The 25,758-nt window shown below is 36.7% G+C and carries 31 protein-coding genes; 20 read left to right on the top strand and 11 right to left on the bottom strand.

Going from position 1 to position 25,758, the window contains the following annotated elements; translation table 11 throughout:
- The 11 genes from AMDU4_RS02420 to AMDU4_RS02370 all read left to right on the top strand — a co-directional run.
- Positions 1–234, top strand: a 234-nt coding sequence (locus AMDU4_RS02420) for a hypothetical protein (RefSeq protein WP_021786391.1), incomplete at its 5' end; no start/stop codon positions are given.
- A gap of 3 nt (positions 235–237) precedes the next feature.
- Positions 238–1,095, top strand: coding sequence for a hypothetical protein (locus AMDU4_RS02415; protein WP_021786390.1), 858 nt, complete (start codon positions 238–240; stop codon positions 1,093–1,095).
- A 6-nt stretch (positions 1,096–1,101) separates the two neighbouring features.
- Entirely contained in the window at positions 1,102–1,680 is a 579-nt protein-coding gene (locus AMDU4_RS02410) for a hypothetical protein (protein WP_021786389.1), read from the top strand.
- 278 nt (positions 1,681–1,958) lie between these two features.
- Positions 1,959–2,609, top strand: coding sequence for a hypothetical protein (locus AMDU4_RS02405; RefSeq protein WP_021786387.1), 651 nt, complete (start codon positions 1,959–1,961; stop codon positions 2,607–2,609).
- Positions 2,610–2,990: 381 nt separating this feature from the next.
- Positions 2,991–5,069, top strand: a complete 2,079-nt coding sequence (locus tag AMDU4_RS02400) for an FMN-binding glutamate synthase family protein (RefSeq protein WP_021786386.1) — start codon at positions 2,991–2,993, stop codon at positions 5,067–5,069.
- A complete protein-coding gene (locus AMDU4_RS02395; protein ID WP_021786385.1) occupies positions 5,066–6,487 on the top strand; it encodes a hypothetical protein in 1,422 nt (473 codons plus the stop codon). Before AMDU4_RS02400 ends, AMDU4_RS02395 begins: the two co-directional genes overlap by 4 nt.
- A complete protein-coding gene (locus tag AMDU4_RS02390; RefSeq protein ID WP_021786384.1) occupies positions 6,451–6,960 on the top strand; it encodes a glutamate synthase in 510 nt (169 codons plus the stop codon). Before AMDU4_RS02395 ends, AMDU4_RS02390 begins: the two co-directional genes overlap by 37 nt.
- 132 nt (positions 6,961–7,092) lie before the next feature.
- Positions 7,093–8,481 (top strand): ammonium transporter, encoded by a 1,389-nt coding sequence (locus AMDU4_RS02385; RefSeq protein WP_021786383.1) that lies wholly within the window; start codon positions 7,093–7,095, stop codon positions 8,479–8,481.
- A 105-nt stretch (positions 8,482–8,586) separates the two neighbouring features.
- On the top strand, positions 8,587–9,498 hold the full coding sequence (locus AMDU4_RS02380; protein WP_021786382.1) for a pirin family protein: 912 nt from the start codon (positions 8,587–8,589) through the stop codon (positions 9,496–9,498).
- Positions 9,499–9,567: 69 nt separating this feature from the next.
- Positions 9,568–10,404 (top strand): ABC transporter permease, encoded by an 837-nt coding sequence (locus AMDU4_RS02375; RefSeq protein ID WP_021786381.1) that lies wholly within the window; start codon positions 9,568–9,570, stop codon positions 10,402–10,404.
- A gap of 2 nt (positions 10,405–10,406) precedes the next feature.
- Positions 10,407–11,327, top strand: coding sequence for an ABC transporter ATP-binding protein (locus AMDU4_RS02370; RefSeq protein WP_290703956.1), 921 nt, complete (start codon positions 10,407–10,409; stop codon positions 11,325–11,327).
- A 660-nt stretch (positions 11,328–11,987) separates the two neighbouring features.
- Here the strand turns inward: AMDU4_RS02370 and AMDU4_RS02365 are convergent.
- The 4 genes from AMDU4_RS02365 to AMDU4_RS02350 all read right to left on the bottom strand — a co-directional run bounded on the left by AMDU4_RS02365 (position 11,988) and on the right by AMDU4_RS02350 (position 13,805).
- Complete coding sequence (locus AMDU4_RS02365; protein WP_021786378.1) at positions 11,988–12,203, bottom strand: hypothetical protein; 216 nt, start codon at positions 12,201–12,203, stop codon at positions 11,988–11,990.
- Between the two features lie 51 nt (positions 12,204–12,254).
- Positions 12,255–12,476 carry a hypothetical protein gene (locus tag AMDU4_RS02360; protein WP_021786377.1) on the bottom strand — a complete coding sequence of 74 codons (222 nt, stop codon included), beginning with the start codon at positions 12,474–12,476 and terminating at the stop codon, positions 12,255–12,257.
- A gap of 304 nt (positions 12,477–12,780) precedes the next feature.
- On the bottom strand, positions 12,781–13,002 hold the full coding sequence (locus tag AMDU4_RS02355) for a hypothetical protein (RefSeq protein ID WP_021786375.1): 222 nt from the start codon (positions 13,000–13,002) through the stop codon (positions 12,781–12,783).
- The gene (locus AMDU4_RS02350) at positions 12,999–13,805 is read right to left on the bottom strand and encodes a hypothetical protein (protein WP_021786374.1); all 807 of its coding nucleotides are present in this window, start codon (positions 13,803–13,805) and stop codon (positions 12,999–13,001) included. Before AMDU4_RS02350 ends, AMDU4_RS02355 begins: the two co-directional genes overlap by 4 nt.
- 45 nt (positions 13,806–13,850) lie before the next feature.
- Here AMDU4_RS02350 and AMDU4_RS14125 point away from each other — a divergent pair, with 45 nt between their 5' ends.
- From AMDU4_RS14125 to AMDU4_RS02315, 8 genes are all read left to right on the top strand, one after another.
- The gene (locus AMDU4_RS14125) at positions 13,851–14,018 is read left to right on the top strand and encodes a transposase (RefSeq protein ID WP_394324937.1); all 168 of its coding nucleotides are present in this window, start codon (positions 13,851–13,853) and stop codon (positions 14,016–14,018) included.
- A 154-nt stretch (positions 14,019–14,172) separates the two neighbouring features.
- Positions 14,173–14,364, top strand: coding sequence for a hypothetical protein (locus tag AMDU4_RS02345; RefSeq protein WP_021786373.1), 192 nt, complete (start codon positions 14,173–14,175; stop codon positions 14,362–14,364).
- A gap of 4 nt (positions 14,365–14,368) precedes the next feature.
- A complete protein-coding gene (locus tag AMDU4_RS02340; RefSeq protein ID WP_021786372.1) occupies positions 14,369–14,572 on the top strand; it encodes a hypothetical protein in 204 nt (67 codons plus the stop codon).
- A 366-nt stretch (positions 14,573–14,938) separates the two neighbouring features.
- Positions 14,939–15,553, top strand: a complete 615-nt coding sequence (locus AMDU4_RS02335; RefSeq protein WP_021786370.1) for a TenA family protein — start codon at positions 14,939–14,941, stop codon at positions 15,551–15,553.
- A gap of 24 nt (positions 15,554–15,577) precedes the next feature.
- Positions 15,578–16,861 carry a folylpolyglutamate synthase/dihydrofolate synthase family protein gene (locus tag AMDU4_RS02330; protein WP_021786369.1) on the top strand — a complete coding sequence of 428 codons (1,284 nt, stop codon included), beginning with the start codon at positions 15,578–15,580 and terminating at the stop codon, positions 16,859–16,861.
- Positions 16,862–16,947: 86 nt separating this feature from the next.
- Positions 16,948–18,216: an ORC1-type DNA replication protein gene (locus AMDU4_RS02325; protein ID WP_021786368.1), complete on the top strand. Its 1,269-nt coding sequence runs from the start codon at positions 16,948–16,950 to the stop codon at positions 18,214–18,216.
- Between the two features lie 39 nt (positions 18,217–18,255).
- Positions 18,256–18,546, top strand: coding sequence for a hypothetical protein (locus tag AMDU4_RS02320; RefSeq protein WP_021786367.1), 291 nt, complete (start codon positions 18,256–18,258; stop codon positions 18,544–18,546).
- Positions 18,547–18,548: 2 nt separating this feature from the next.
- Positions 18,549–19,112 (top strand): AAA family ATPase, encoded by a 564-nt coding sequence (locus AMDU4_RS02315; protein ID WP_021786366.1) that lies wholly within the window; start codon positions 18,549–18,551, stop codon positions 19,110–19,112.
- Here the strand turns inward: AMDU4_RS02315 and purQ are convergent.
- The 4 genes from purQ to AMDU4_RS02295 form a co-directional block, all read right to left on the bottom strand.
- Positions 19,101–19,883 (bottom strand): phosphoribosylformylglycinamidine synthase subunit PurQ, encoded by a 783-nt coding sequence (purQ, locus tag AMDU4_RS02310; protein WP_290703952.1) that lies wholly within the window; start codon positions 19,881–19,883, stop codon positions 19,101–19,103. The two genes, AMDU4_RS02315 and purQ, sit on opposite strands and share 12 nt — an antisense overlap.
- Positions 19,873–20,022: a 50S ribosomal protein L40e gene (locus AMDU4_RS02305; protein ID WP_021786364.1), complete on the bottom strand. Its 150-nt coding sequence runs from the start codon at positions 20,020–20,022 to the stop codon at positions 19,873–19,875. The genes purQ and AMDU4_RS02305 overlap by 11 nt, the downstream gene beginning before the upstream one ends.
- Positions 20,023–20,108: 86 nt before the next feature.
- Positions 20,109–21,254 carry a fructose-1,6-bisphosphate aldolase/phosphatase gene (gene fbp, locus AMDU4_RS02300; RefSeq protein ID WP_021786363.1) on the bottom strand — a complete coding sequence of 382 codons (1,146 nt, stop codon included), beginning with the start codon at positions 21,252–21,254 and terminating at the stop codon, positions 20,109–20,111.
- A gap of 294 nt (positions 21,255–21,548) precedes the next feature.
- Positions 21,549–22,550 carry an FAD-dependent oxidoreductase gene (locus AMDU4_RS02295; protein WP_290703950.1) on the bottom strand — a complete coding sequence of 334 codons (1,002 nt, stop codon included), beginning with the start codon at positions 22,548–22,550 and terminating at the stop codon, positions 21,549–21,551.
- Between the two features lie 399 nt (positions 22,551–22,949).
- Here AMDU4_RS02295 and AMDU4_RS02290 point away from each other — a divergent pair, with 399 nt between their 5' ends.
- On the top strand, positions 22,950–24,017 hold the full coding sequence (locus tag AMDU4_RS02290; protein WP_021786361.1) for a hypothetical protein: 1,068 nt from the start codon (positions 22,950–22,952) through the stop codon (positions 24,015–24,017).
- Here AMDU4_RS02290 and AMDU4_RS02285 read toward each other — a convergent pair.
- From AMDU4_RS02285 to AMDU4_RS02275, 3 genes are read right to left on the bottom strand one after another with little or no spacing between them, the layout of a single operon-like run.
- Entirely contained in the window at positions 24,000–24,719 is a 720-nt protein-coding gene (locus AMDU4_RS02285; protein WP_290703959.1) for a cobalt-precorrin-4/precorrin-4 C(11)-methyltransferase, read from the bottom strand. The genes AMDU4_RS02290 and AMDU4_RS02285 overlap by 18 nt on opposite strands.
- A gap of 29 nt (positions 24,720–24,748) precedes the next feature.
- On the bottom strand, positions 24,749–25,408 hold the full coding sequence (locus tag AMDU4_RS02280) for a precorrin-2 C(20)-methyltransferase (protein ID WP_021786359.1): 660 nt from the start codon (positions 25,406–25,408) through the stop codon (positions 24,749–24,751).
- Positions 25,409–25,747 carry a hypothetical protein gene (locus AMDU4_RS02275; protein ID WP_290703947.1) on the bottom strand — a complete coding sequence of 113 codons (339 nt, stop codon included), beginning with the start codon at positions 25,745–25,747 and terminating at the stop codon, positions 25,409–25,411.
- Between the last annotated feature and the right edge of the window lie 11 nt (positions 25,748–25,758).

Genomic DNA, 25,758 nt, shown 5'->3' with positions numbered 1-25,758 from the left:
AATGATGAACCAGTAAATAACTATAGTTCAACCATGTATGTAGAAAATATGAACAATTCCATAATAAACACAATAAACGTTAGGGATGGCCATTATTATTACTTTGTACAGCCAGATATAGAATATAAACTATATTCATTGAACAGTACTAATAATACCCTTAAATTAATAGATACAATAAGCAACAAAAATATAACTCCTGGCAATAGTTGCGAATATAATATCCGGTTATGAATTATGAACCTGAAATCCCATTATAAAATAATAATTTCGATTATAATTGTGATAATACTTGTATCCTCCTACATCGTTGTATATGATACTATACATGAAAAACATATGATTTATTATAACGGTGGAAAAAGCATAGACCTAAAATATTTTAACTATTCAAACAGGGATTTTACAGTAAGTTCAACAGAGAATGATATATACAATTCAAGTTCACATTCAATGAATGGAAATCAGTATCTTAATTCAACAGTATATTATCCACAGGTAAGGTATTTGAATTGCGTTCGCTTTAATATGAATACACATTTGAAAAATATAAATTCAAAGGATATTTATGTTAATTTATACACAAACTGTGAATCGACACATGTATATAATTCAACCAAATCCTATTGGGTCGGAGATTTTAATTATTTACATTCCATTGTTCCTGTAAGCAACAACAATTCTAAAATATCAGTCCGTATAGATGGACTTGTGGATAACAACAATTATTACAATATCTCGGTTAAAGTGTGTGCTAGTAATAATTTCTATAATTTATTCTCCATTGATGCTGAGAAGGAGAGTGCAATATACGGCACAGTAGGATCAAAACCAAGATGTTCAGATGGAAATCACAATTATAACATTTCATATAATTCTACAATGTTTGTTTACAACATTAACACTACTTCATTTAGGATTGTAAAAATAAACAACGGGAAATTCTATTTTTTTACAAATCCAAGAAACTGGTATAAGATATATTACTTAAATGGGGAAAATCTGAGTGTGTTCAAGAACAATAATGGTAATAATATTACTATAATAAAAATGCCATTAAGTACGATTTCTAAGGAATATAATATTTATGAGTGATTTCACATGAACCTAAAATCCCATTATAAAATAATAATTTCGATTATAATTGTGATAATACTTCTCTCATCATTTATTATCTACTATTATCCACACCATAATACGGTATACCACAATAATGGTGAAAGTGTTGATGTAAAATATTTCAGTGTTGGATACACATTTCCATATCATAAGCATAACTATTCTCTCTCTTCCCATTTTAACAGTGGCAATGTGGAATCATACCTGAATTCTACCATAATAGATCCTGTAGTACTGCCATACCATTATGGATGTGTAGACCTTAATATGAATATCAGTACACATAATGTGAATGATAGATATATCTATGTTACAATAATTGGAAGGCATGTTCGTTTTGTCTCCTTTACTAATTATTCATGCTGTAAGATAACCAGTGGAGAACAAATAGTCAAGCTGAAGAATTCAAACAGTATATATGAATGTGTATCATCCGGAGGTGTTGACCGTAATAGTGTAGGAAATTATTATAATTTTACACTTACCATATCAGCTGGCAAACTCCATAACACATTCTATTTCCACATGCTGAGAAGGAGAGTGCAATATACGGCACAGTAGGATCAAAACCAAGATGTTCAGATGGAAATCACAATTATAACATTTCATATAATTCTACAATGTTTGTTTACAACATTAACACTACTTCATTTAGGATTGTAAAAATAAACAACGGGCAATTCTATTTTTTTACAAATCCAGGAAACTGGTATAAGATATATTACTTAAATGGGGAAAATCTGAGTGTGTTCAAGAACAATAATGGTAATAATATTACTATAATAAAAATGCCATTAAGTACGATTTCTAAGGAATATAATATTTATGAGTGATTTCACATGAACCTAAAATCCCATTATAAAATAATAATTTCGATTATAATTGTGATAATACTATTCCTGCCACTGATTATCTACTATTACCCATACAATAATACAGAATACAACAATAATGGTGAAAGTGTTGATGTAAAATATTTCCATAACGAATACTCAATATATGCCTGCATGTTCAACTCTAATTATTCTGCAAGTTCTTATTCCACAGGGAATAGTGAATCATACCTGAATACAACATTAACAAACCCGGCATACTATCAACTTGAAGGACAATTAATGTCCCATATAAATATAAGCATGAAAAATATCAATGCAAGGTATGTCTATATAACAACTACAGGCAGCAATAATGATCAATACGTGCAGATAACAGGCACACACACCCCCATCAACTGTAAACAGGAAGGGAATAAATGGATTAACAAATATAGTTCATTTGATAATCTCCACAGCATGGGTATAAACTTTGGTATCCCTAGCTTCTACCTGCATAATGGTAATTATAATTTTACACTTACAGTATCAGCTGGCAAACTCCATAACACATTCTACATTGATACTGAGAAGGAGAGTGCAATATACGGTTCTAAATACAGAATCATACTACAGGTACATCATATGGCTCAAAGTAAACACAACACTATATATTGAAAATGTGAACAATTCCATAATAAATACAATAAACGTCAGAGATGGTTATTATTATTACTTTGTACAGCCATATACAGAATATGAAGCTATATTCATATTATAACAATACATTGCATAATGTGAATGTATATTATTCAAATTCATCAATCCCACATAATATTTTACAGGCACCAGATAAATCTATATGTACATCTATATATAAGAGTAATTTGCTTGGCAATTGATAATAATGAGTGATACCATGAACCTAAAATCCCATTATAAAATAATAATTTACCTATAACTCATACTAACACCATAATAATACTTTTGTAAAGTTCATAACTTCATTTTTGTCAAAAAATATATATAGATAGATAGACATACTCTATCGTATTGCTTATGGCTAATATAATCGATAGTTTTATTAATATACCCCGGCAAAAAGAGGAAGATTTTTGGACTCCGGTGATAATTGACCACATAAGGCAACTCGCTTATGATGGAAAACCACTGGATATTCTACAACCTGATGAATTTAGTTTGAGGATACTGGACAATATTTACTTTAAGAATTTATCCAGTAATATAAAGGATAATCCACTGGCAGATACTGAAACAGACCTCATGGGGTTAAAACTTTCTGTTCCATTGTATTTGGGCGATATGTCATTTGGTGCCTTAAGCGGAAACCCCAACATAGCAATTGCCAGGGCAGCAGATATTACAAAAACTCTTTCAGGCACAGGTGAGGGCGGGCTTCTTCCAGAAATTGAGAATTATGAGAGAATTTATGTGCAGTGGGCATCTGCACGATTTGGTGTTGATTATAAAACTATTAACGCAGGGTCAGGAATAGTTATAAAAATAGGCCAGGGAGCTAAACCTGGCATAGGCGGGCATCTGCCTGCAAGCAAGGTGACATCAAAAATATCATCGGCAAGGAGGATACCAGAAAACATCGATGCAATTTCTCCAGCACCACATCATGATATTTATTCGATAGAGGATCTATCGCAAAGAATTGAAGCTTTAAAACTTGCTACCGGCAAGCCCGTATTTGTAAAGGTTGCAGCAACCAATTACATACCATACATAGTTACAGGGATAGCCAGGTCTGGAGCGGATGGTGTAATAATTGATGGCCAGGGTGCCGGTACAGGGGCAACCCCGGAGGTGATAAGGGATAATCTTGGGATACCCATAGAACTCGCAGTTGCATCATCTCATGATATTCTGGTAAGAGAAGGCCTGAGAGAAGGATTTAAAATTATAGCTGCGGGAAGAGTAACAGGTGCACTGGATGCCGCAAAACTCTACGCCCTGGGTGCGGATGTCGTTAGCATGGGAACGGCAGTGTTAATTTCCATGGGATGCATAATGGTAAGAAAATGCAATCTGGGCTTTTGCCCGGCTGCACTGACAAATAAGACCGATGGAACCAAAGTTTATAATATTGATTTCGGAGTTAACAACATAGTTAATTTTATAACCGGCTTTAGATTGGAACTTGCAAACATTCTTGATAATTTGGGACTTAAATCTGTAGATGAATTAACTGGGAAGAAGAATTTGTTGTATGCAAAAAACATTTCTAAGGGTGCAGGAAATATACTAAAGATTGATGCAGAGTATTCCAAGCACAGTTCTAATATGGGCAATTTTTCCCCAAACAGAAAATATTTAAATGAAATGATTACTAAGGGCGATGTTCCCATTACAAGCATGGGGAGCACCACATCTCCGGAGGTTGTCAAACCCAGCAGAATAATTGACTGGATAAGGCTGGACGGAGCCCAGGTTACAAGGCCCTCTATAGATCCCTATAGAGAAAACATAGATACCACGTTTTACCTTGCCCATGGAAAAATAAGAATGTCTATACCGGTTATTCTGGATGTTTCATCTCAGAGAGAGGATATAAAGGAATCACTGTACTGGGCATCCTTATTTATGGGCAATTTAGTAATTGACAGGAAATATTATAAGAATTATAAGAAAATAACTATTATTAGGGATGGGAATTTATACAGAATAAAAAACTTAAAATTCGGGGAAAAATCAAATCCAGGTATGGATGGATTTATTATAGGCGAATCGGATTCGCAGGAAATCGAACTATCCGATCTGGATATGAAACTCAAAAATGTGGGTTCCAGGTATCAATATGATATAATGGCATATATATCAAAATTTAAGAATTCTGGGGATATAATCAAATATCTGGCCCTTGGAGCTGATTCAGTTATTTTAAATGCAGACATTTTCAGCGATTCACTTGCCAACAACTATACAAACCTGAATCAAAAAGCCCTTAATTTTCTGCTCATTATTAAGAGGGAACTTGCATTAATTTCCGGCGCAATGGGAGTATCAAATTTGCAGTATTCTATCACTGGAAACAGGGAATTGCTGAGGGCTGTAAACATGGATGAGGAACTGGAAGAAAGAATAAATGTTCCGGAGGCTGGTTCATTATGAATTATTCACCATCGAGCTGTGGATTATTCGGAGTTTTGAGAAAATTTGAGGCAGAAAAAATAAGCGGTAAGGATGTCGTCGATTCCCTGGAACTTATAAGATACAGGGGAAGTAATAAAGGTTCTGGATACGCTTCATTTGATCTGACGGACAATAATTATTACATGATAAAAACCTTTTACGATGGCAGTGAAGAAGATATAAAAAGCATATTTAATAAAAGGAATATATTTCCAGAAGAAATAACTGTGGAAGACGCCGGGAATACGAAAAGTTACTGTTTTAATGTAACACTAGAAAATAACGATGAGGTTCTGGATAAAATCAATGAGGAACTCTGGCTTAATAGAGATGGCCGTGTTTACAGCGCCGGGAAATCTCTTAATGTCTATAAGGGCGTTGGCTATCCTCTGGATGTTGCCACATCATATAACGTGCAGGAAAAATATACAGATATGTGGCTGGCACATACAAGGCAGCCAACAAATTCTCCGGGGAATTATCCCTACTGGTCTCATCCATTTTCATCATATAACATTGCAATAGTGCATAATGGTGATATAAGCTCCTTTGGTGCAAATAGAGAGTTTTTAATTTCCCGGGGAATCAAAAGCTTTGTTGGCACAGATAGTGAGGTTATAGCCTATTTATTCAGGGAACTTCTCAAGGAGTTTGATCTCGAAACCACAATCAAAATACTTTCAAACAACTGTGATGACCCAAAAATAAAATATGAATACCGTGGAGCAGTTCTGGATGGCCCTTACACATTGATAATAGGCTATGATACAGGCGATGACCTTTACATGATATGCATGACCGATAAAACAAAGCTAAGGCCAGTAATAATAGGCACTGATCAAAATAATTATTACATAGCAAGTGAGGAGAACCAGATTAGGAATATGACTAAAAATGCCACGGTATGGCCCATGGAACCCGGTTCTTATTTTATAGCATCAATGAAAAATGGAATTATAAATTATGGTGTGAGGCATAAAGTAAAAGACTTTGTATTCTTTACAGACGATTTTGATATAGATGCGTCGGGCATAAAATATAACGAACTTGATGACTACATTTTAAAATCAAATAAAAACAATATAACTGTATCAAATATTTTGGGCCACAGATACATTGGAATTAAATTTCCAGCTGGAAATAAGCATTTAAAATTATATGGAAACCCCGGGAACTGCCTGATGAACCTCAACCACAATAATGATGTTGACGTTTATGGCAATGTGGCAGACGATTGCTGTGACACAATGACCGGTGGCTCTGTTAGAATTCATGGCAATGCAGGGGACGTCTTGGCCAGGCCTTCCAGAATGGCAGAATTTATGTTCTTGGCAATGTGGGAAACAGGTCAGGCATACAGATGCGGGCATATAAGGATTTTAAGCCTGAAATGGTAATAAATGGAGGTTTCGCGGATTATTTAGGAGAATATATGTCAGGCGGTTTAATATTATCCTTTGCCAACAATAATGCATATACAGGCAAATATATCGGTTCGGGCATGATTGGCGGTAAAATATTAATAAGAAAAAAAATAAAGAAAAGCTCTATTGGCATGCAGCCACCGGATTACGTGGTAAAAAATATGCTAAAAGCCCTATTAGGCAATTCATTAATAGACAGGAATTTTTATGACTCAATGAAAAATAAAAATATCATAGACATAGTTGAAAAGGCACCGGAGGAGGCAAAAAAATACGTTGAGAAACTCTTAAGCAAGCATGAAATACCAGAATATGAATACAGAAAACTAAATGCGGAGGAATTATCCGAAATAAAAAAATTGGTTCTGGATTTTGACAGTGTAATGGGAACTAACAATATTAAGTATTTAAACTCAGTGTTTACAGTAATTACACCACGTTACTGAATGGCATGGATTCATACGTTTTATAGAAAATATTTAATTTTTTTGAATATTTGTTCTTATAATAAAGGTTTTATATTAAAAATGTCGAAAAATTTGTCTTAAATTATATAACACTTAATATAATCACAAAATATGTTTATAGAAAGTTTTTTTTCTATGATACCAGATAGTACATCATGGCTAAACACAGGAAATAATGGATGGATGTTGACAGCCTCGACCCTCGTTGGGCTGATGAGCATTCCTGGATTAGCTCTGTACTATGCTGGATTGACCAAGAGAAAGTACATGGTTAACGCCATGATGATGGCCCTATATGCATTTGCTGCTGTTCTTGTTATCTGGGTACTTGCTGGATACAATTTTGGATTTGGAACGTCAAGCATTCTGGAAATACATGGGTATTATATTCTGGGAATACCGACTCCATCAATGTCCGGTACATTCATATCGGGGCAGGCCATTGTCGGTCCTCAGCGTCAGGCACTGAGTATACCGAATTCCACAATAATGTTCTTTCAGTTCGTTTTTGCGGCCATTACTCCAGTGCTATTAATGGGAGGCATTCTGGAAAGAATGAACTTTAAGGCATGGATGATTTTTGTGCCTGTCTGGTCGCTTTTAGTTTACAGTCCTGTTGCATACTGGCTTTTTGCTGGTGGATGGCTTAACCAGCTTGGTGCTGTGGATTTTTCGGGCGGTTATGTTATTCATGTGGATGCCGGTATAGGTGCCCTTGCAGCTGCGCTTGTTATAGGGCCAAGAATTAAGGAGGAAATGCATATGAAAGCCAATAATCTTGCCCTTGTCATGCTTGGGCTTGGATTAATATGGCTTGGGTGGGATGGCTTTAATGGCGGTGACCCATATGGAGCCACAATAGATGCGGGAATAGCCGTATTAAACACAAATGTGGCCACTGCGGTAAGCATGATAACCTGGATGTTCATGGATATGAAATTCTTTAAAAAACCCTCATTAATTGGCGCATCTGTAGGGGCCATATCCGGCCTGGTAGGCATCACCCCGGCAGCCGGATATGTAAACATCTACGGTGCCATAATTATTGGAATTGCAACAGGCATAGTTCCATGGATATTCCTGTATAAAATAGAACCCAAGTTTAAAGTTGATGACACCTTGGGCGTATTCTCATCCCATGCAGTTGCCGGAGTGCTTGGGGGATTGCTTACAGGAGTTCTTGCAGACCCGGTAGTAACACAGTACATAGATCCGGGTCTCACAGGTGCAATATACGGAAATGTACGTCAACTGGGAATCCAGGCTTTTGCAGCGGTTATTGTGATTGTCTATGTTTTCGCACTTACTTACGGTATCTTGAAACTCATTGGAGTTTTTGTGCCATTAAAGGAGACGACAGAGAAATTGAGGATAGGGGATATGGCAATTCATGGTGAAACGGGATTTGAAATGTCGTATCCACCTTCCAGTGCCGAGATAGAAAGGTTTACAAGAGAGGAAAAAGCCAAAAAATCTGAAAAGAAGAGTGATAATAAATAATTTAATGAAGAATTTTTTATAATTTTTTTTAGATTTCATTTAAAATATAGAATGATATAGCTAAATGATTTAAACAAGCATGTATTTGTTTGTATTGTGACATAAATGGAACACAACCTGAAAAATATTGATTACATTATAAAAGGGACAGAAACAAGGGACGGCGCCGGTGTACTGCTCAAGCGAATTTTTGGAGGCCCCAATACTGTTCAGTTAACAGACCCTTTTTTGCTTCTTGACCATTTCGGTTCAGACAGGGTGGAGGATTATATTGCAGGTTTTCCATGGCACCCGCACAGGGGAATAGAAACCATAACATATCTACTTTCAGGAAAAGTGGAACACAGTGACAGCACAGATCATAAGGGAACAATATATCCTGATGAACTGCAGTGGATGACGGCCGGCAGTGGCATATTCCATGAGGAGATGCCGAAGCCACTGGATGAAAAAAATCCCGAAGAACTCATGAAAGCATACGGAATGCCAGCACTTGTTTCTGGATTCCAGCTCTGGCTTAATCTGCCTGCTAAATATAAAATGGCAACTCCAACATACCGAAGCATAAAGGGCAGTGAGGTTCCAAAAATCTCAATGGATGGGATTACTGTCAAAATTATAGCTGGTGAATACAGTAAAATTTCAGGGATGTATGATTCCAGATATGGTATAGATCCTCTATATCTGGATATTTCAATGGATGAAGAGTCAGATTTTATTTACAAGGTAAAGGATGGATATACTTCAATGATATTCTCCATCACCGGTGAGGGAATATGCAGGGAACAGCAACTGGAGCCTGATACTGTAGCTATAATGTCAAAAAATGGGAGTTACATAAATGTGCACACAGGCAATTCAAAATACCGCTTCATACTTCTGTCAGGCAAACCGCTTAAGGAACCGGTAAAATGGTATGGCCCAATAGTGATGAATACAGATCAGCAGATACGTGAAGCCATAGCTGACCTTAACAATAATAATTTTGTCCGGGAAAAGAATCCGCTGATGGAATAAATTTTTATTCAAATAATATATCTATTTTTTTTTAGATAATAGTTATATATCTCCTGGCAATTAGATAACATGGAAAATGACAGTGACATTAATCAGTATATGATATCATTGAAATACCAGTTCAAATCCTATTTGCGTACAAAAAGATTTATTGGGTTGCTTCTTTTTACCACCATTATTTCAATAGGCATTACTGCACTTTTGCTCCATGATGAGTATAACATGTTGAAAGCCGGGACACCCCTTTTCTATTTTTACAACTATCTTTCTAATTTTTCTGTTGATCTTGTTGTAATCATTGGAGCATTCTTTGGTGGAGATATTATTTCTACAGATACAGGAACAAACGCTGCATATTATACGCTTGTCCAGCCTGTTAGACGATCAGTATTATTTCTGGGGAGATACACGGCTGCACTCATTTCCTCTTTCATTATAGTCCTGGTATACTTCATTGTTGGTGCAGGAAGCTCATTCTACCTTTACGGCAAGGTAACGCCTGTTGTATTTGAAGGCCTTGGTATACTTGTATTGTTCCTTGCGGCGGCAATTTCATTTTCAGCGCTATTTTCTGGAATATTCAAGGGGCAATCAAGTGGAATAATTGTTTCGGTTCTGTTGCTATTCCTGGGATTTCCCATAATAGACACATTTGTTGGCAGTATAGGAGGTTTAGATCCCGTATTTTCTCTTGATTTTGCCGGGGAGATTATGTACCTTATTTTTGATAATCCCTATCCAGCAGTTAAGGTTGTATCATCATCAGGTTTTCCACATAAAGTTGCAAGTACTTTTTATACATTTAGCCCCACTATAATGCAGGGTTTAGGTGTTATTACTGCATATATAGTAATATGCGGAGTAATTGCCATAATACTGTACGCAAGGAGGCAGATAGAGGGATAAACATGGAAATAACATTTAATAAAGTCACCAAGAAATATAGTAAATTCATGGCACTGGACGATGTTTCATTCAACTATAATGGCCATGGGGCAATAGGATATCTTGGCCCTAACGGTGCCGGGAAAACCACAACTCTGAAAGTAATGACAAATTTATTGCGCCCTTCAGAAGGAACTGCCGAATTAAACGGGATAGATGTAAACAGGCACCCTAAAAAGGCACTGCAAAATGTGGGTTCCATGATAGAAACTCCCGTTCCTTACCCTTTCCTTACCGTGAAAGAATCACTGGAATTCGTGGGCGAATTGAGAGGTGTTGACAGAAAAACTATCCATTCAAAAATAGATGAATTCTATGATGGACTCAAACTACCCCCATTGACATCAAAAATGGGGCAACTGTCCAAGGGGCAAAGGCAGAGGGCTGTATTTGCATCTGTATTAATTTCTGACCCAGACATAATTATATTGGATGAACCCACCAGCGGGCTTGATCCATTTGAGAGAAAAATATTCAGGGATTTTATACTGGAATTGAAAAAAACTAAACTGGTATTCCTTTCCTCACACATACTTTCTGAGGTTGCAGAAACATGTGATGATGTTGTTTTCATTAACCATGGTAAAATACTTAAACAGGGAAAAATAGGGGAGGTATCCCAGGAATTCAATACAAATGCGGTTTCCATAGAATTCCTCAGGCCGGTAGATGACAATATAATAAAAAATCTCCAGTCTATTGGAAATGGTTTAGTCAGGGCAGAGGGCAGAACAGCAGTGATAAAATTCTCAGGGAGTGAAGTAGACCGGGCAAAAATACTGGAAGATGCGGTTAAGCTTGCACCAATTATTTCATACACATCCTACGGATCAGATCTGGAATCAGCATACCTATCCATACTGGGTGAAAAAAAATCATCTTAGGGTGTAATCAGTGTTAAGGAAATTTTCTGTTAATTTCATGTTAGGAACTGTGGAATTCAGGGAATTCTATTTCCTCAGAATGTGACTGGTGTAAATGGCCACATGATAAAGCAATAATATACAGGCCTATGTAAGAGGTGATTTCCCAGATAATGCCCATGATTTCTGGAGTACTTAGGGGTAATCCATTTACTGTGCCTTTTCTTTAGTATATTCATCACTCTATAATTATAATGCAACTTTGCGCCTTCATTAACAATAATACAGTGGAATCACGACTTTATAAACTGAACAACTATATTACTTAATTGGCGGCAATATTATCCTGTAAAACTCTATACTTTATGAATCTCTCCCATGGCTTTTTTATTCAGCAACTTTGCCTTATTTATATGATTGCTGCAGAACTCCGAAAATATAACTATATATGGGCTTTATATTTATACCCTAATGCAATCCTGACACCCAGAAATAGAACTAGGGTAAATAATGAATATAATATAAAGTCGGTAAATAATTGGTCGTATTGAATAGAAGAAACAACGTTTACTAAAAGGAAATTAAGTACTATCAGAAAAATCAACTCATAAACCACTAATAATATAATTGCAATACTAAATATGAATACTATTTTTTTTAAGTTCATTTGCATCTTATTCCTCATGGTAAATTCATGGCGCTCGATTTCCGCCATAGGTAATATACATATATATCTACCCCCGCCATTGCGAACATAGATAATACCATGCCATACGATATTAATGGATTTTCCATTAAATTATATGGTGTAAAGAATGAGATCGTCATTATAATTAGCCAGGACAATGACGAAGTAACAAGAATTATTCTATATTTCATTGGCATCTTATTCTTCATTGTAAATCACCATTATACAAAGTTACAGGATATGACCCGTAATTTTTAAGATCATTTTGTGGTCCCTCTTTTTTTATTTAGTTTGGGTGCAAAATACATTCCATATATATCCACACCAACGGCACAAAATAAAGAAAACATTGCACCATAAACAAATAACGGATTTCCCATCAAATTGTATGGAGTAAGAAGTGAGCCCAACGATACAATCTCCTCCGGCAATATTAAGATTACACCGATTATTAGATATTTTCGCGGCATCTTATTTTTCATTGTAAATTACCATTATATAAAGTTAGGAGGGCACGATCCCTCTCTTTTTATTTAGTTTTGATACAACATACACAAAATATATACTTACACCAAGGATACACCATTGAATAAACATTAAAACATAAATAAATAATGGATTGAACATCAAACTATACGGTGTAAAGAATGTGATGGGGAATGCACTTATCACAGGCAAGATTAAAATAACAATAATTATTACATATTTATGTTTCATTGGCATCTTATTCTTCATTGTAAATCACCATTGTATAAAGTTATAGGGCATGATCCGTAATTTTCATAGTCATTTTGTTATCCCTCTTTTTTTATTTAGTTTTGATGCAACATACATTCCATATATATCCACACCAAGGGCGCACATCATAAAAAATATTGTACTAAACGATATTAATGGATTTACCCATAAATTATATGGTGTAAGAAGTGAGACCAACGACATTACTATCATGGGCAATGTTAAAATAACAATAACGATTCTATATTTCCACGGCATCTTATTTTTCATTGTAACTCACCATTGTATAAAGTTACAGGATATGACCCGCCACTTTTATACTCATATGGAACCTGATTATACGGTGAATTTATCCATGCATATGTAGGATTTGTATGCACAAAGAAAAACACACCATTTCCCCCACCCCACCAATCATATAGACCAATTACAGTTGCCCCTATAGCCAGTATCCCTGAAACCAAACCAGCAGTTGCAATAGCTGCTAGTGCAACTCCAGCGCTCACTACAGCAAATAATAATTCTGTCATATACTGGTTAAATGCAAGTGCTTCTCCTCCGTAACCATATGAAAGGATTGCCTGAAGATCTACATATACATTGGGATTATTGCCTGTTGCGTTCTTAGTATTATTGGTAGTATTGGTATTTAATACAGTTACATTATAGTTTCCTGATTTAGAATATAACGGTACCACTGTAAAATTATTATTCAATTCTGTACTGTTGATCTGTAATGATCTATGTTCTAATTTTCCATTAACATATACGTTTAAAAGTTCTCCAGTTACATTATTATTTCCTCTATATAATGTATAATTCATAATTATTGTGTTATTGCTTGTTGTATTGCTTCCATTTGTTGCAGGTGTTTCATTTCTAAATGTGCTTCTGTGGCTTACACTGCCTGTATCCTTTAAATTATATTCATGAACATAATGCCCTAATTTGGGTATATTTATATGATTATAATTATCACTATGGATTTCTGGGTTATAGTAAACCAATCCGACAAGGCCAGCACCTAACCTATTAGTAGCAAATGAAAATGCTATAATAGTTTTTCGATCCATAATGAAATTAATACATGAATATATATATAAATTTCGATAGTAATATTGATAAATAATTTATTGGAAAACTATTTGTATTATTTATTATGGGAAGAGATAACAATGACCTACACGGAATGTTGCAAGGAACACATATGGCAGATTATCGCTCCTGGAACTATGCCTGATCATGTTCATCTACTCATAAAATTGGAGCTCTACAAAAATTTATAATGCTTTACTAAATGTCAATGGTATAGTTCATCTATTAATAAAATCGGAGTTCTACACGACTGGGTATATCATATCAGGGAAACCGGAAGCCCACAACTTTAGTTGATGGAGGATATAACATAGCGTCAGATCATTATTAACAAATGGGGAAAATATGAAACTAACAAGATATTACATTAGAGGTGTGGGGGTAGGATTGATAATAGCATGGGTAACAGGCGCATTAGCTTATTGGAAAACCGGAAATTCTACAGGAAGCATTATTATAGAACTTACTGAACTTGAGTTTACCCTGAGCATCATTTTCCTTATGATATCAATTTTTATGAAAGACAAAACAAGGTGAGAATATGGAAACATGGAGAAAAAACATTTTAAAAAATCATTTGATTGAGGCACTTACAATATTAGAGCTGGTCCTGAGTGTGATATTCCTATCAATATCATACCTTACAGGGAACATATACTTTAAAGGAGTTGGAATCGGATTGGCAATCGCTTGGGTAACAGGTGCAATAGCCTATTTATTCAAAAGGAAAATAGTAAAGCCATGAGTAATGAAACAAATCCTAATACACTCCACAGTGTCATATCCTGAAATGAGTTCCCTAATATACATGTTGCTTCTCATATAATTTGCCTCCCTTTTCTCCATATGCCGTTGATGGTATTACCACGGGTCTGTCATCTACACATGATGACATATGCCTACTCTCATAATTATAATAATATACTGTTTGTTTCCATGTTAATCAATAAATTCTAATTAACTGGGAATTATATATTTCCCAAAAATTCTTCAAAATGTCCTTATAGAAAATACTGGAAACCGGCTTAATATGGCTAACCATCAACAATTGGTTAATATTCAATAGAACCAGCAAGAGTTAAAAATATATAATAAAGCTATATACTATTTTATGTATCTGAGGAGTTATCTGAATTCACATGAGGTCATGGAATTAATTGACCATATAGTACATTCAGATTTCGTGGAATCCATTAAAGATGGGACTCTAGAAGATGGTCAGTTCCGGTATTATCTTAGGCAGGACAATATATACCTGAAACACTATAAGGCTGCCGGAAGCATTATAGGAAAGTCTGCCAGTGACAGTAAAATCAGGGAACTGTATAATGATATAGGGGCCGAAGAACCAGAATTTCACAGGAACATGCTAAAACAATTTGGTGTACCTGAAGAAGAAATAAAGGAATATGAAATGAATTATACAACCTATTCTTATATAAACCACCTCATAAGATGGTCAAAGGATTCGTCAATTAATGGGATGCTATCAATGTTTCCATGCCAGTGGTCATATGGCTATATTGCCGAGGCAATTCCTGCACCATCCGAAAAATTCAAATTCTGGTTTGATTTTTATAGATCAAAAGATTACCGCTCCATAACCGACAGGTACCTTGAAATACTGGGGGGAGAGCCGTTAAACACATATCAGGAACAAATTATCTGGTTTGGTTTGCTATATGAATTTAATTACTGGCAAGATTGCTATATCAAAATAAAATAAATACTGGATTACCATTCCCATACAATGATTGACAATACACTGGATTACCTATACAATTTAAAGCGTGAAGGCATTAAAATGGATCTAAAGGCAACTATGGACTTTGCCAGCCATCTTGGTAATCCACAGAATAAATTCAAGGTTGTACACATAGCAGGAACGAACGGAAAAGGGTCCATAGCATCATTCATTTATAACATATTAAGGCAAAAATATAAAACTGGAATGTACACATCTCCACATCTCCTTGATTTTAATGAACGCATAATGCTTGGTTTAGACCCTATACCGGACAGTTATATCATTGATTTTGTAAAATCAAACCGTTATTATATAGAGGAACTGGCGGCTCAGTACAGAAATCCCACATTTTTTGAAGCCACAACTGTAATGGCCTTCAAATATTTTGCCGACAACAATGCAGATTATGCTGCCATAGAAGTGGGGCTGGGAGGAAGACTCGACTCTACCAATATAGTTGACCCGGAAGTAAGCATAATTGCGCAGATAGGATACGAACACTACCAGAGGCTAGGATGCTCACTAACTTCCATAGCCCATGAAAAGGGAGGAATCATAAAAAAGGGTAAGCCAGTTGTTTTGCTCGATAACAAACCTGAAGTCGTGGCAGAAATCAGGAAAATTGCTGATGTAAGAAATTCACGGCTTGTAAAGATTTCAGATTACTGTTCAGTTAAAAATTTGAAATACAGCCTTGATGGGATGGCTTTCACTCTGGAAACTCCTGTAGAAGAATACAATATAAAGACAACAAATCTGGGGCTTTTCCAGATAGGAAATATCAGCTCTGCAGTGGCATCCATGGAACTGCTTCCCCAGGGCAGCCCCGGAAAGAACATCATAGAAAAGGGCATCATGGAAAGCAGATGGCCATCCAGGTTTGAGGTCATAACCAGGAACCCCCTTGTTATAATGGATTCATCACACAACCCACCGGCCGCAAGTGCCCTGGTAGAAACCTTCAGGACTTTTGTTAAGGAGAAGCCTTTACTTCTTATAGGTATGCTGGACGACAAAGATTATTTTTCCTATATGTCCATAATGAGAAAAATTTCAGACACAGTTGTTTTAACAACACCAAATGAACCGGGCCGTTCTATTGATCCCCATGCCCTTGCTGCAGGCATAGGCAATATGTTTCCCCATGTCAGGGTAATAGAGGATCCAGTAGAGGCATACAATTATGCAGTTGCCAGTAGCCAGTGCATTCTTGTTACCGGTTCAATGTACCTTGTAGGACTGTTAAAAAAGTTTCTGAATTCGTCTGTCAGACCATTTAAATATTAATAACCTATCGGTAAAATAGTAGGTAACAAACCTGGTTAAAAAACCTATTTGTATATAGAATATATATGTTCTAATTACTGGTACCTATGGACAATCCTTTTATCAAATACAACAAATCAAACGATTATGTGATGGGCGATCTTAAGAAGCTCAGCAGTTCATATATACCCGATAATTTCCCTCACAGGGAAAAACAAATTGACGGAATTGCAAGGGTCATGAGCTCTATTGTTAACGGTGGAATATCATCAAATCTTCTTCTATACGGGAAATCAGGATCAGGTAAAACTTCATCCGTGTTATATGTTACCAGTATGCTGAAGGAAACACTTAATGGAAATATAAATATTATTTATATTAACTGCGAAATTTATGACTCACAGTATTCTATTCTGGTATACCTGACAAATGCCGTAAATTCTGGCGACCCACCAATTCCAATACTGGGGCTTCCTCAGGACAAGATATATTTTGAGCTTGTAAGACGGCTAAACAAATCCGCCCGTTATACAGTAATTATACTGGATGAAATAGATAAATTGATACAGAAGAGCGGCAGCGATGCACTCTATGTTCTCTTAAAAATAATGACAGAAAGCAATACATCAATGATAGGAATAACCAATGACGCATCATTTGTAACTGCCCTTGATGCAAGGGTCCAGAGCAGGCTGAATCAGGAGAGCATAATATTCCCGCCATATAATGCCATGGAACTCAGGGATATTCTGAATTTCAGGGTTTCAGGGATACTAAAGGACGGATTTATAACAGAAGCATCCATAAACCTCTGTGCAGCACTTGGTGCCCAGGAGCACGGTGATGCAAGGAAATCCATAGACCTGTTGAGAATAGCCACAGATTCTGCCCTGAAGGATGGTAAGGAACATGTATCCATAGAGGATGTATACCTAGCCCGTGACAGATTTGAAATGAACGTTCTGAAAGAATCAATTAAAACTCTCCCAATCCATTCCAAGATGGTCTTACTTAGCGCCTGCCTTACACAGGAAACTGATGCAGATCTCTCGGTTACAGGTGAAATATATGAAAATTACAGGAACATATGCAGCGAACTGGGATTCCAGCCTCTTACAATGAGGAGGATATCTGACCTGCTTTCAGATCTTGAGGATACAGGCCTTTTAACCACAAATACCAGATCTCTTGGAAGATATGGAAGAATGAAATTTATCAGGGTTATGGGTTCAATCCAGAATATAAAGGGCTATATCCTTGAGGATTCATCATTCGTAAATTTTCAGGGGTCCAAAATAGTCCGCCAGTCTAAATTAAGAACCAATTTTGATGCATATGTGGAAACATATAAGAATGGCGATTTTGATAGTAAATAGTTTTAAAAATATTTAATAATGCTTTTACAATCAGGGATTATGTTTAAAGTATATAAGCTGGCAAAGGAAAACAGAGAAACAATAGATACGCTCCTTGCCGATGATGTTCTGGGAAGGCAAACAATTACATATAAGGACGGTGCAAATTACGGTTACAGTTCATCATATATAGTTCTTATAGAAGGTTCAGAGGATATATTCAAAAATGTTGATTCCATAACACATGGAACACTTGAGGCCCTGAGCAAGTCTAAACAGCAGGAAGTATACAAACAACTAAAGGACGAGGAGAACAATTCCCAGAATGGCATGGGCTTCCTTTTTGGATAAATATGCTAATAATAACTGGTATGCCTGGATCAGGCAAGGATGAATTTGTGAAGGTTGCAAAATCAATGGGCTTTATAGATGCGCATATGGGAAATGCGGTCAAGAAAAATGCCCTGAAGAACAACATCAGCCTGGACGATAAGAGTGTTGGGACATATGCAACCGCAGAACGTAAAAAATATGGTATGGACATATGGGCCAAAAGAACTGCAGAATTAATTACAAATCCAGATATTACTATAGTGGACGGATTAAGAAACGAGGAAGAACTCGATTATTTCAAAAATAATTTCCATAATATTATTGTAATTGCGGTGTTTGCTAACGAAACTGACCGCCTTGAAAGAATTCTGGCAAGGGACAGGGAAGACGACTCACATGATTATTCCGGGATGCATCAGCGTGATAACCGTGAACTCTCATGGGGTATTGGAAAGGTAATTTCACTGGCAGATTATATGATAGTCAATGATTCAACCCTGGAAGAATACCATAAAAATGTAAATATTCTGCTTAAACATATTATCTCCCGGCATCCTGAAATAAATCTACAATCAGGACACTAATTTTTTTGTATATTCATAAAGAGCATCAAAGAATATCTGCCCTGTTCCCTTTTCATAATGATTTCCGTCATTCATCATCTGGAAATTGTAGTAAACCCGCTCAGGATGGGGCATTAAACCAATTACATTCCCGCCCCTGTTTGATAAAGCAGCTATATCCATGAGAGATCCGTTTGGATTCCACGGGTATGATGAATCAGTCCCATCATAATTCGTATACTGGAACAGCATCTGGTCATTATCTATTACAGAATCCAGTGTATTTTTGCTGTCAAATACTACTTTTCCCTCCATATGGGCAACCGGAACCTGAAATATCTTTCCATCAAAATATTTTCTGAAAATTCTGTTTTTGGAGGTATATTTAACATATGTATACCTGCATTCAAATTTGTTTGAATTGTTGATGGCGAGAACCATTGTCCTCTTTTTTTCCCTATCAAGATCAGGAAGCATTCCCAATTCGCTGAGAACCTGAAAACCATTGCAAACTCCAATCAATATTTTGCCTGAATCGATAAATTTGTCAAGGTCATGCATGTGGGGAGCAAGCCTGGATGCGAATATGGCACCTGCCCTAACATAGTCCCCGGCTGAAAATCCTCCCGGTATAAACAGCAAATCATAATCTTCCAGTTTCTTTTTTCCTATTTTCGTTATATGTAAAAATTCAGACGAAAAGCCCGATCTCCTGAGGGATAGAAAAGCTTCCTCCTCATTATTGGTGCCTTCCATCCTGAGAATGCCGGCCTTTAATTCATTACTTTGCACTCTTTCTCTCCTTTGATTTAACTCTCAATCCTGTATAACCGCATTTTCTGCATCTTTCTGCATTTATTGAATTTCGTGCATAACATCTCATACATATTTTGCGTGTTAATCTTCTTTCAATTGCTTCTGCGAACGGCATAAACTCACTTTATCCCTATCTTTTAAGAATATTTTAACTTTGTTGTAAATTTATAAAAGGAAACAATAAATAAAAATTATAAAAAATTATCTTTCTACCCTCATTTCTGATTGTGCGCCCCTGTCCTCTATGGGCTGGAATTTTGGTGCAAGTTTTTCGAGTATCTTGGGCAGTGCAGTATATTCCATCTCCTCATCCGGAAGCCTGTGGGGTTCAAACACTCCCATTCTCCTTATATAGTTGGCCATATCCAGAGCCTCTGTCCTGGCATGATCAAAAGCAACGTCCCTGAACATATCAACCGGGCCTGCAAGTTTTCCATCCTTCATGACAAAACCAAGAGCCATGACCCTTGGTGGCCCGTCAAATCTTGTCATCTGTGCATTGTTCATTCCAACAGGCATCATAGGCCCATTGAATGATCCCCTCATCCATCCAGATACCAGATATGAATTGGCAAAGGGTTCCAGTGCCTCCCCTGAGGCTGGCAATCCAGATTGTATCCTGACTATTCCTGCAGGATCATCCTTACCAACATATTCCCCGGCAATGAAGGAAAGCTTGTCAGTTGTTATTACTGCAACGTTCTCGTCAGGAAGTTTTGTATGCGTGTCTTTTGTATATACTCTTTTAATTACATACTTGCTCTTTGAACCTATAAATGCAAGGAGGTCATATGTATCTTCAGGAAGTGAAAGGTATATCTTTTTACCGTTGTATATGTCCCACACTTCAAATTTGAATCCCATATGCATATTCGGGTCAATTACCAGCCCCGGTGTATTGAAGGGGTCACCGAACATTTTATATATTGGATAATTGAATGCTCCAGGTTCGGTTTTGTCCATCATATATACTATGAAAGGTTCTGACTTACGGGGTGTTATTTCAAGTTCAGCAACACCTGGACCCATGCCCTTTATATTTCCAGAAAAAGCATCCTTTAGCAAATCCTGGCCTGCCCCATACAATCCTATCTTCTTTGCAACTTCGGTACCCGCTTTGAATGCATTCCATGCCAGTCCATGAATCTCTTCATTATCCGCTCCTCTGGTATGTACCATTGTAATCTGTATATCATCTCCTATATGTGATATGTGGAAATCTGATATCAATCCTCCCGAATTGTTTTTTACATAATTTTCTACCGCGTCTACTACGGGCTGATATACAACAGTATGTCCTGGCAGGCTTCCGATATCTGCCTTAATGTGTGAAATTGTTGTTTTCATAATATAGCTATATCAATAATAAGTATTAAATTTTATGTTATATTTGCGATTAAATTAGTGCAAATTCAGTATTTCTACACACTTATTCAATTTTACAAATCCACATGAATGAAACCATACAAATATTTAAATACTATAATTTTTGACAGGCAAGAGGATTTCTATAACCCGGTTCCCTACTAACATCAAAATCTATATAACTCTGAGAAATTAGCAATATGGGCAATTCTCAATTATTTGAACAGTTGCCCCAATTGTATGTTCATGGGTTTTTAGAAATTGCCAATAATAATTTTATACCTCCCTGATATGGTTTACTGTAAGTGCAACTGCAGCCTCTTTTATGATATGTGCTATATATCCATGGACGAATGTATTCCCAACCGTGCCAAAATACTGGTTTCCAATCCTGATGATATTGGCAAAATTATTCGGGATGAACTCCTGCCTGTAGCCCATTGCATTTTCCATTGCCCTGATACCGGATGACCTTGCTATTATAGCCGACATTGGGATAAATCCACCATTTTCCACGAACATGGAGTCGCCGGCAGCATAAACATCCGGATAATCTACAGACTGCAAAAGGGAATTCACAACAATTCTGGAATTCCTTGTTTTTATTTCCTGTTCTGTGGGAGGGATATTTCCAGTAAACCCACCGGCAAATATGGTAAGGTCTGAAGGATAAGACCCGGCTGCCGTGATCACATGGTTTTTTTGGACCTCCTCAACAGGATTTCCCAACTCTATATTCACACCCATTTCTGATAGTAATCTATAGCCCCATTCAGAGAATTTTTGTGGAAGGCCAGAAAGTATGGATTTCCCTGCTTCCAGTATGGTCACATTCACATTTTTGATTGCTCCGGCAAGTTCTACGCCTAAATAACCTCCACCTATTATCACTATGTTTTTCTTGCCCACCAGTTGTTTCCGTAGATTAATTGCATCCTCGGGATTTGAAAATCCCTGGACATATTTGCTTCCCCTTATGAAATCATATTTTTGCGAGTGGCCAGTCGCTATAATAATTCTCTCATAAAAGATATCCTTCCCGTTTATATCCACAGTTTTTTTATCAAAGTCAATTTTATTTACTTTTCCTGTATAATCAAGATTTCTGGGAATTTGCGAAAATTTCTGGTCTTTTCCCTGTATTATGTCAATGACTCTTGGAGCTATAGTCATGAATGGGCTTTGATCCACAAGCACTGCATTCCTGTTTCTAAGTTTTGCAGAAACTCCTGCAATGCCTCCACCCAGAATAATAATTTTGCCAGCCATAGATCCCATGCCGGTGATTCCTGTTTGTTTTATTAATTTTCGTAAATATACAATATAGTCCATCATCGATATTTTGCGAATGGCAGTATAATTTCCACGGCATAACCATTTTTAAAATTATCCGGGCAGCTAAGCTCAGATCTTCAGGGTGCAAATGAATTGCAAAGCATATACTGTTTCATGAAAAAGGGAATTCCAGATAAATTCACGGGAAAAACCATAAAAAAATGGAATGATGCCTATTTCTTCTATAGAGGATAGGCTGTAACCAGTAACAGGTTCTCATAAAACGGTCTAATCCATGAGGAGTGAAAGCGAAACAGGAGTGGGAATCTTCCATGCTTTAGCGGAAATGGGCATGCCGGAAGGCTTAGATGAATATTAAATATCAGGAAATAATTGCTTATAATGGATGAAAACGATTTGAATGAGCTAAAATACATTTTCTCGTACCTTGTGGATTCGTTTTCATATGAGGTAGAAAGGGACAAAAAGGCAAGGGAGATAGAAAATACTGCCAAAGAACTTGAAAATGAAAAAAAATCAATAGAATCACTGAAGAATGGAATAAGTGATAATATAAACACATTCATTAACGTTTATAATAATTTTAAACCCCATGGGGAAAAGATAATGGAATCGGTAGGATCAATAACAGACCAATTTTTTACAAAAAACTCCCAGGACACTCTTTCAAAAATCTCTGAACTGAAATCAGAAATGGAAAAATATGTGGAAAATGGAACCCAGGCAATGGAAAATTTCCTGTACTTAAATCCCTTTACCATTTTGAATTCCTACATTGAAGCATCATTGGATAAGGAGAAAATAGAAATAAAGCAATTCATACAATGTAGTTATGGAATAAGTTACACATTCATGCTTGACCCTAATAACAGCGAATTTATGAAAAATCCATTTTTCTCGTCCCTATATAGTGGAATTAAAATCCCACTGGAAATTGACAATGCACATAATATAGTTTATGAGAACATGGATAGCTATATACTTGCAAGCACCAGACTGGAAGCAAATAATCTGAAGTGCGTTTTCGACAAACCGGAATCAGAAAACTCCTTTGAGTTTACATACGGAATAGGTACGCCGAATATGGATATTTTGGCATTGGGCAGGGACAGTAAAAACAGAGTACTTGACAATCCTGATTTGAAGTCACATCTTGACCTGGAAATTCTGAAGGATGCCCTGAAAAAACTGTCAAGGGAAATCACCGGGCTGGCAGAAAAGGAGAAAAAACTTGTGTCATTACAAATTGACGGTGAAGAAATACTGAATACAATGGACTTTGAAAAGATATTTTACAGAATAATAGGATCGGATTATATCAAATCACTGGTAAAATCGTTGCCTGAATCAGAGGAAAAGCCGGGCTGTATTTCAAAGGAACTCATAAGGCACAGGATACACATAATAGGGAAAGATGAAGACTATATAATGTCAACTCTTTTTGGATGATTTTCTGAACAGATGGGTAAATTCTGGGTTATATAGATAGGATTTTTTATCTGAGTCATATGATATATTGCCGCCAACCATGATAAGTGCCTGCCTGTTTATCCTGTTTTCGAAGAGCGCATGTTCAAGATTCCCTATTGTTGTATCAATTATTTTCTCATCCGGCCAGGATACCCTGTAGGCTATGACAGCCCTGTCATCCCCGCTGTATCCGGCCCTTATGAGTTTATCACTTACAGCCTTAGCATTGGAAGCGCTTAGAAAAATTGCAAGTGCTGTTTTATGGGATGCAAGGAGTTCCAGGCTCTCATTTTCGAAGTGTTCAGTCCTCCTTGGTACTCTCGTAAGGATCACAGATTGTGTTGTCCCAGGTGATGTCAGTTCTATTCCCATGCTTGCAGCAGCTGCGAATACGGAACTGATGCCCGGTATGATTTCATATTTAATCCCATTTTTATTAAAAAATTCGATTTCATCGTTAATAGCACCATATATGGCAGGGTCCCCACTGTGCAGCCTGGTTATGTCTAGTCCCTCATCGGCATACTTTTTAACCAGTTCGTTTATCTGTTCAATATGGAGATTAGATGTCTTTATAACAACTTTCGCCTTGCTTTCCCGGAATGTTTCCGGGCTTACCAGTGAGTCAGCGTATATTATCACATCTGTGGAATCTATAATCCTTTTTGCCTTTACTGTCAGGAGTTCAGGGTTCCCAGGGCCTGCACCAACTATGTGTATCGTTTTATCACCACTATTGTCATATAATCCTTTATATCATCAATGCTATTATAAATTCTTTCTTTCTCTGTTGAAACATAGCTCATGATATAATATTCCATATTTTTGTTTTTTTCAATGATTTTTCTTATCACTTCCCGTGCCCGTATAGCCTTGAATATAACAATATTCGTGGATGAGAGTATTTGCTTTTCCATATAACTATAATCATTTACTGCCGGCAGCACCAGGAGTGTTTGATCCTTCGTGGCCAGTATTATCTTCATGGCTGCCGAAATTCCGTTCATGGAGCTTATCCCTGGTATAACATCAAATTCTATTTTGAGATAAGGCATTATATCAAGAAATGTACTGTAAAGCATTGGTTCACCCTCAACAGCATATACGGAATGCAGCCCTGACTTTTCTGCTTTCATTATCATCTCAGCGTATCTCCGGCTTAATATGGAAATTTTTTCACTCCCTATTGGAAATTCGAGGGGCTTCATATTACCACTCTTTACTCTAAGAGAATTCAAAATAGTTTCTGCAGAATTCAATGAGGTTTTGGGATAAAACACAACGTCTGCCGCCATGATAGCATTATAGCCTTTTAAGGTTACAAGTTCAGGGTCTCCAGGGCCAAGCCCCACAACCTTAAATAAACTCATCTAACTCCCCTCCAAGGAGACCACATGCGATAGCTTGGGGAGGAATTGGGTAGTGAACCTCAGTCCCTTGCCGTATTTTACCAACTTTACCTTCTTTATGTTAACCTCCATCTTCTTTTCACCATTCATTATTATTACATAATTTCCATAACTATGAACCCCAACAACGCCGTATCTGCTCTCCCCGAATTCCACTACATCACCGGGTTGTAAGGGGTATCTTCTCCTTCTTATTGATGGCCTGAATCCCTTTCTGTTTATTTGAAGGGAACGGTTATTTCTCCTTCTCTGTGTTACATTAAAAACCAGTGGATCTTGCCTGCGTGGTCCCTCCAGCAATCACAAATGCA

The sequence above is a fragment of the Ferroplasma sp. Type II genome, from assembly GCF_000496155.1.
Note: the sequence above shows the minus strand (reverse complement) of the source record. Positions and strands in the feature narration are given on the sequence as shown.

Coding starts and splice junctions, on each gene's coding strand:
- AMDU4_RS02335 (WP_021786370.1), top strand. CDS start 14,939: ATGTATCTGAGGAGTTATCTGAATTCACATGAGGTCATGGAATTAATT.
- AMDU4_RS02315 (WP_021786366.1), top strand. CDS start 18,549: ATGCTAATAATAACTGGTATGCCTGGATCAGGCAAGGATGAATTTGTG.
- AMDU4_RS02295 (WP_290703950.1), bottom strand. CDS start 22,550: ATGGGATCTATGGCTGGCAAAATTATTATTCTGGGTGGAGGCATTGCA.
- AMDU4_RS02320 (WP_021786367.1), top strand. CDS start 18,256: ATGTTTAAAGTATATAAGCTGGCAAAGGAAAACAGAGAAACAATAGAT.
- AMDU4_RS02415 (WP_021786390.1), top strand. CDS start 238: ATGAACCTGAAATCCCATTATAAAATAATAATTTCGATTATAATTGTG.
- AMDU4_RS02400 (WP_021786386.1), top strand. CDS start 2,991: ATGGCTAATATAATCGATAGTTTTATTAATATACCCCGGCAAAAAGAG.
- fbp (WP_021786363.1), bottom strand. CDS start 21,254: ATGAAAACAACAATTTCACACATTAAGGCAGATATCGGAAGCCTGCCA.
- AMDU4_RS02360 (WP_021786377.1), bottom strand. CDS start 12,476: ATGAAAAATAAGATGCCGCGAAAATATCTAATAATCGGTGTAATCTTA.
- AMDU4_RS02365 (WP_021786378.1), bottom strand. CDS start 12,203: ATGAAGAATAAGATGCCAATGAAATATAGAATAATTCTTGTTACTTCG.
- AMDU4_RS02385 (WP_021786383.1), top strand. CDS start 7,093: ATGTTTATAGAAAGTTTTTTTTCTATGATACCAGATAGTACATCATGG.
- AMDU4_RS02410 (WP_021786389.1), top strand. CDS start 1,102: ATGAACCTAAAATCCCATTATAAAATAATAATTTCGATTATAATTGTG.
- AMDU4_RS02355 (WP_021786375.1), bottom strand. CDS start 13,002: ATGAAAAATAAGATGCCGTGGAAATATAGAATCGTTATTGTTATTTTA.
- AMDU4_RS02405 (WP_021786387.1), top strand. CDS start 1,959: ATGAACCTAAAATCCCATTATAAAATAATAATTTCGATTATAATTGTG.
- AMDU4_RS02325 (WP_021786368.1), top strand. CDS start 16,948: ATGGACAATCCTTTTATCAAATACAACAAATCAAACGATTATGTGATG.
- AMDU4_RS02375 (WP_021786381.1), top strand. CDS start 9,568: ATGGAAAATGACAGTGACATTAATCAGTATATGATATCATTGAAATAC.
- AMDU4_RS02395 (WP_021786385.1), top strand. CDS start 5,066: ATGAATTATTCACCATCGAGCTGTGGATTATTCGGAGTTTTGAGAAAA.
- AMDU4_RS02330 (WP_021786369.1), top strand. CDS start 15,578: ATGATTGACAATACACTGGATTACCTATACAATTTAAAGCGTGAAGGC.
- AMDU4_RS02370 (WP_290703956.1), top strand. CDS start 10,407: ATGGAAATAACATTTAATAAAGTCACCAAGAAATATAGTAAATTCATG.
- AMDU4_RS02340 (WP_021786372.1), top strand. CDS start 14,369: ATGGAAACATGGAGAAAAAACATTTTAAAAAATCATTTGATTGAGGCA.
- AMDU4_RS02380 (WP_021786382.1), top strand. CDS start 8,587: ATGGAACACAACCTGAAAAATATTGATTACATTATAAAAGGGACAGAA.
- AMDU4_RS02345 (WP_021786373.1), top strand. CDS start 14,173: ATGAAACTAACAAGATATTACATTAGAGGTGTGGGGGTAGGATTGATA.
- AMDU4_RS02305 (WP_021786364.1), bottom strand. CDS start 20,022: ATGCCGTTCGCAGAAGCAATTGAAAGAAGATTAACACGCAAAATATGT.
- AMDU4_RS02280 (WP_021786359.1), bottom strand. CDS start 25,408: ATGAGTTTATTTAAGGTTGTGGGGCTTGGCCCTGGAGACCCTGAACTT.
- AMDU4_RS02290 (WP_021786361.1), top strand. CDS start 22,950: ATGGATGAAAACGATTTGAATGAGCTAAAATACATTTTCTCGTACCTT.
- AMDU4_RS02350 (WP_021786374.1), bottom strand. CDS start 13,805: ATGGATCGAAAAACTATTATAGCATTTTCATTTGCTACTAATAGGTTA.
- AMDU4_RS02390 (WP_021786384.1), top strand. CDS start 6,451: ATGCGGGCATATAAGGATTTTAAGCCTGAAATGGTAATAAATGGAGGT.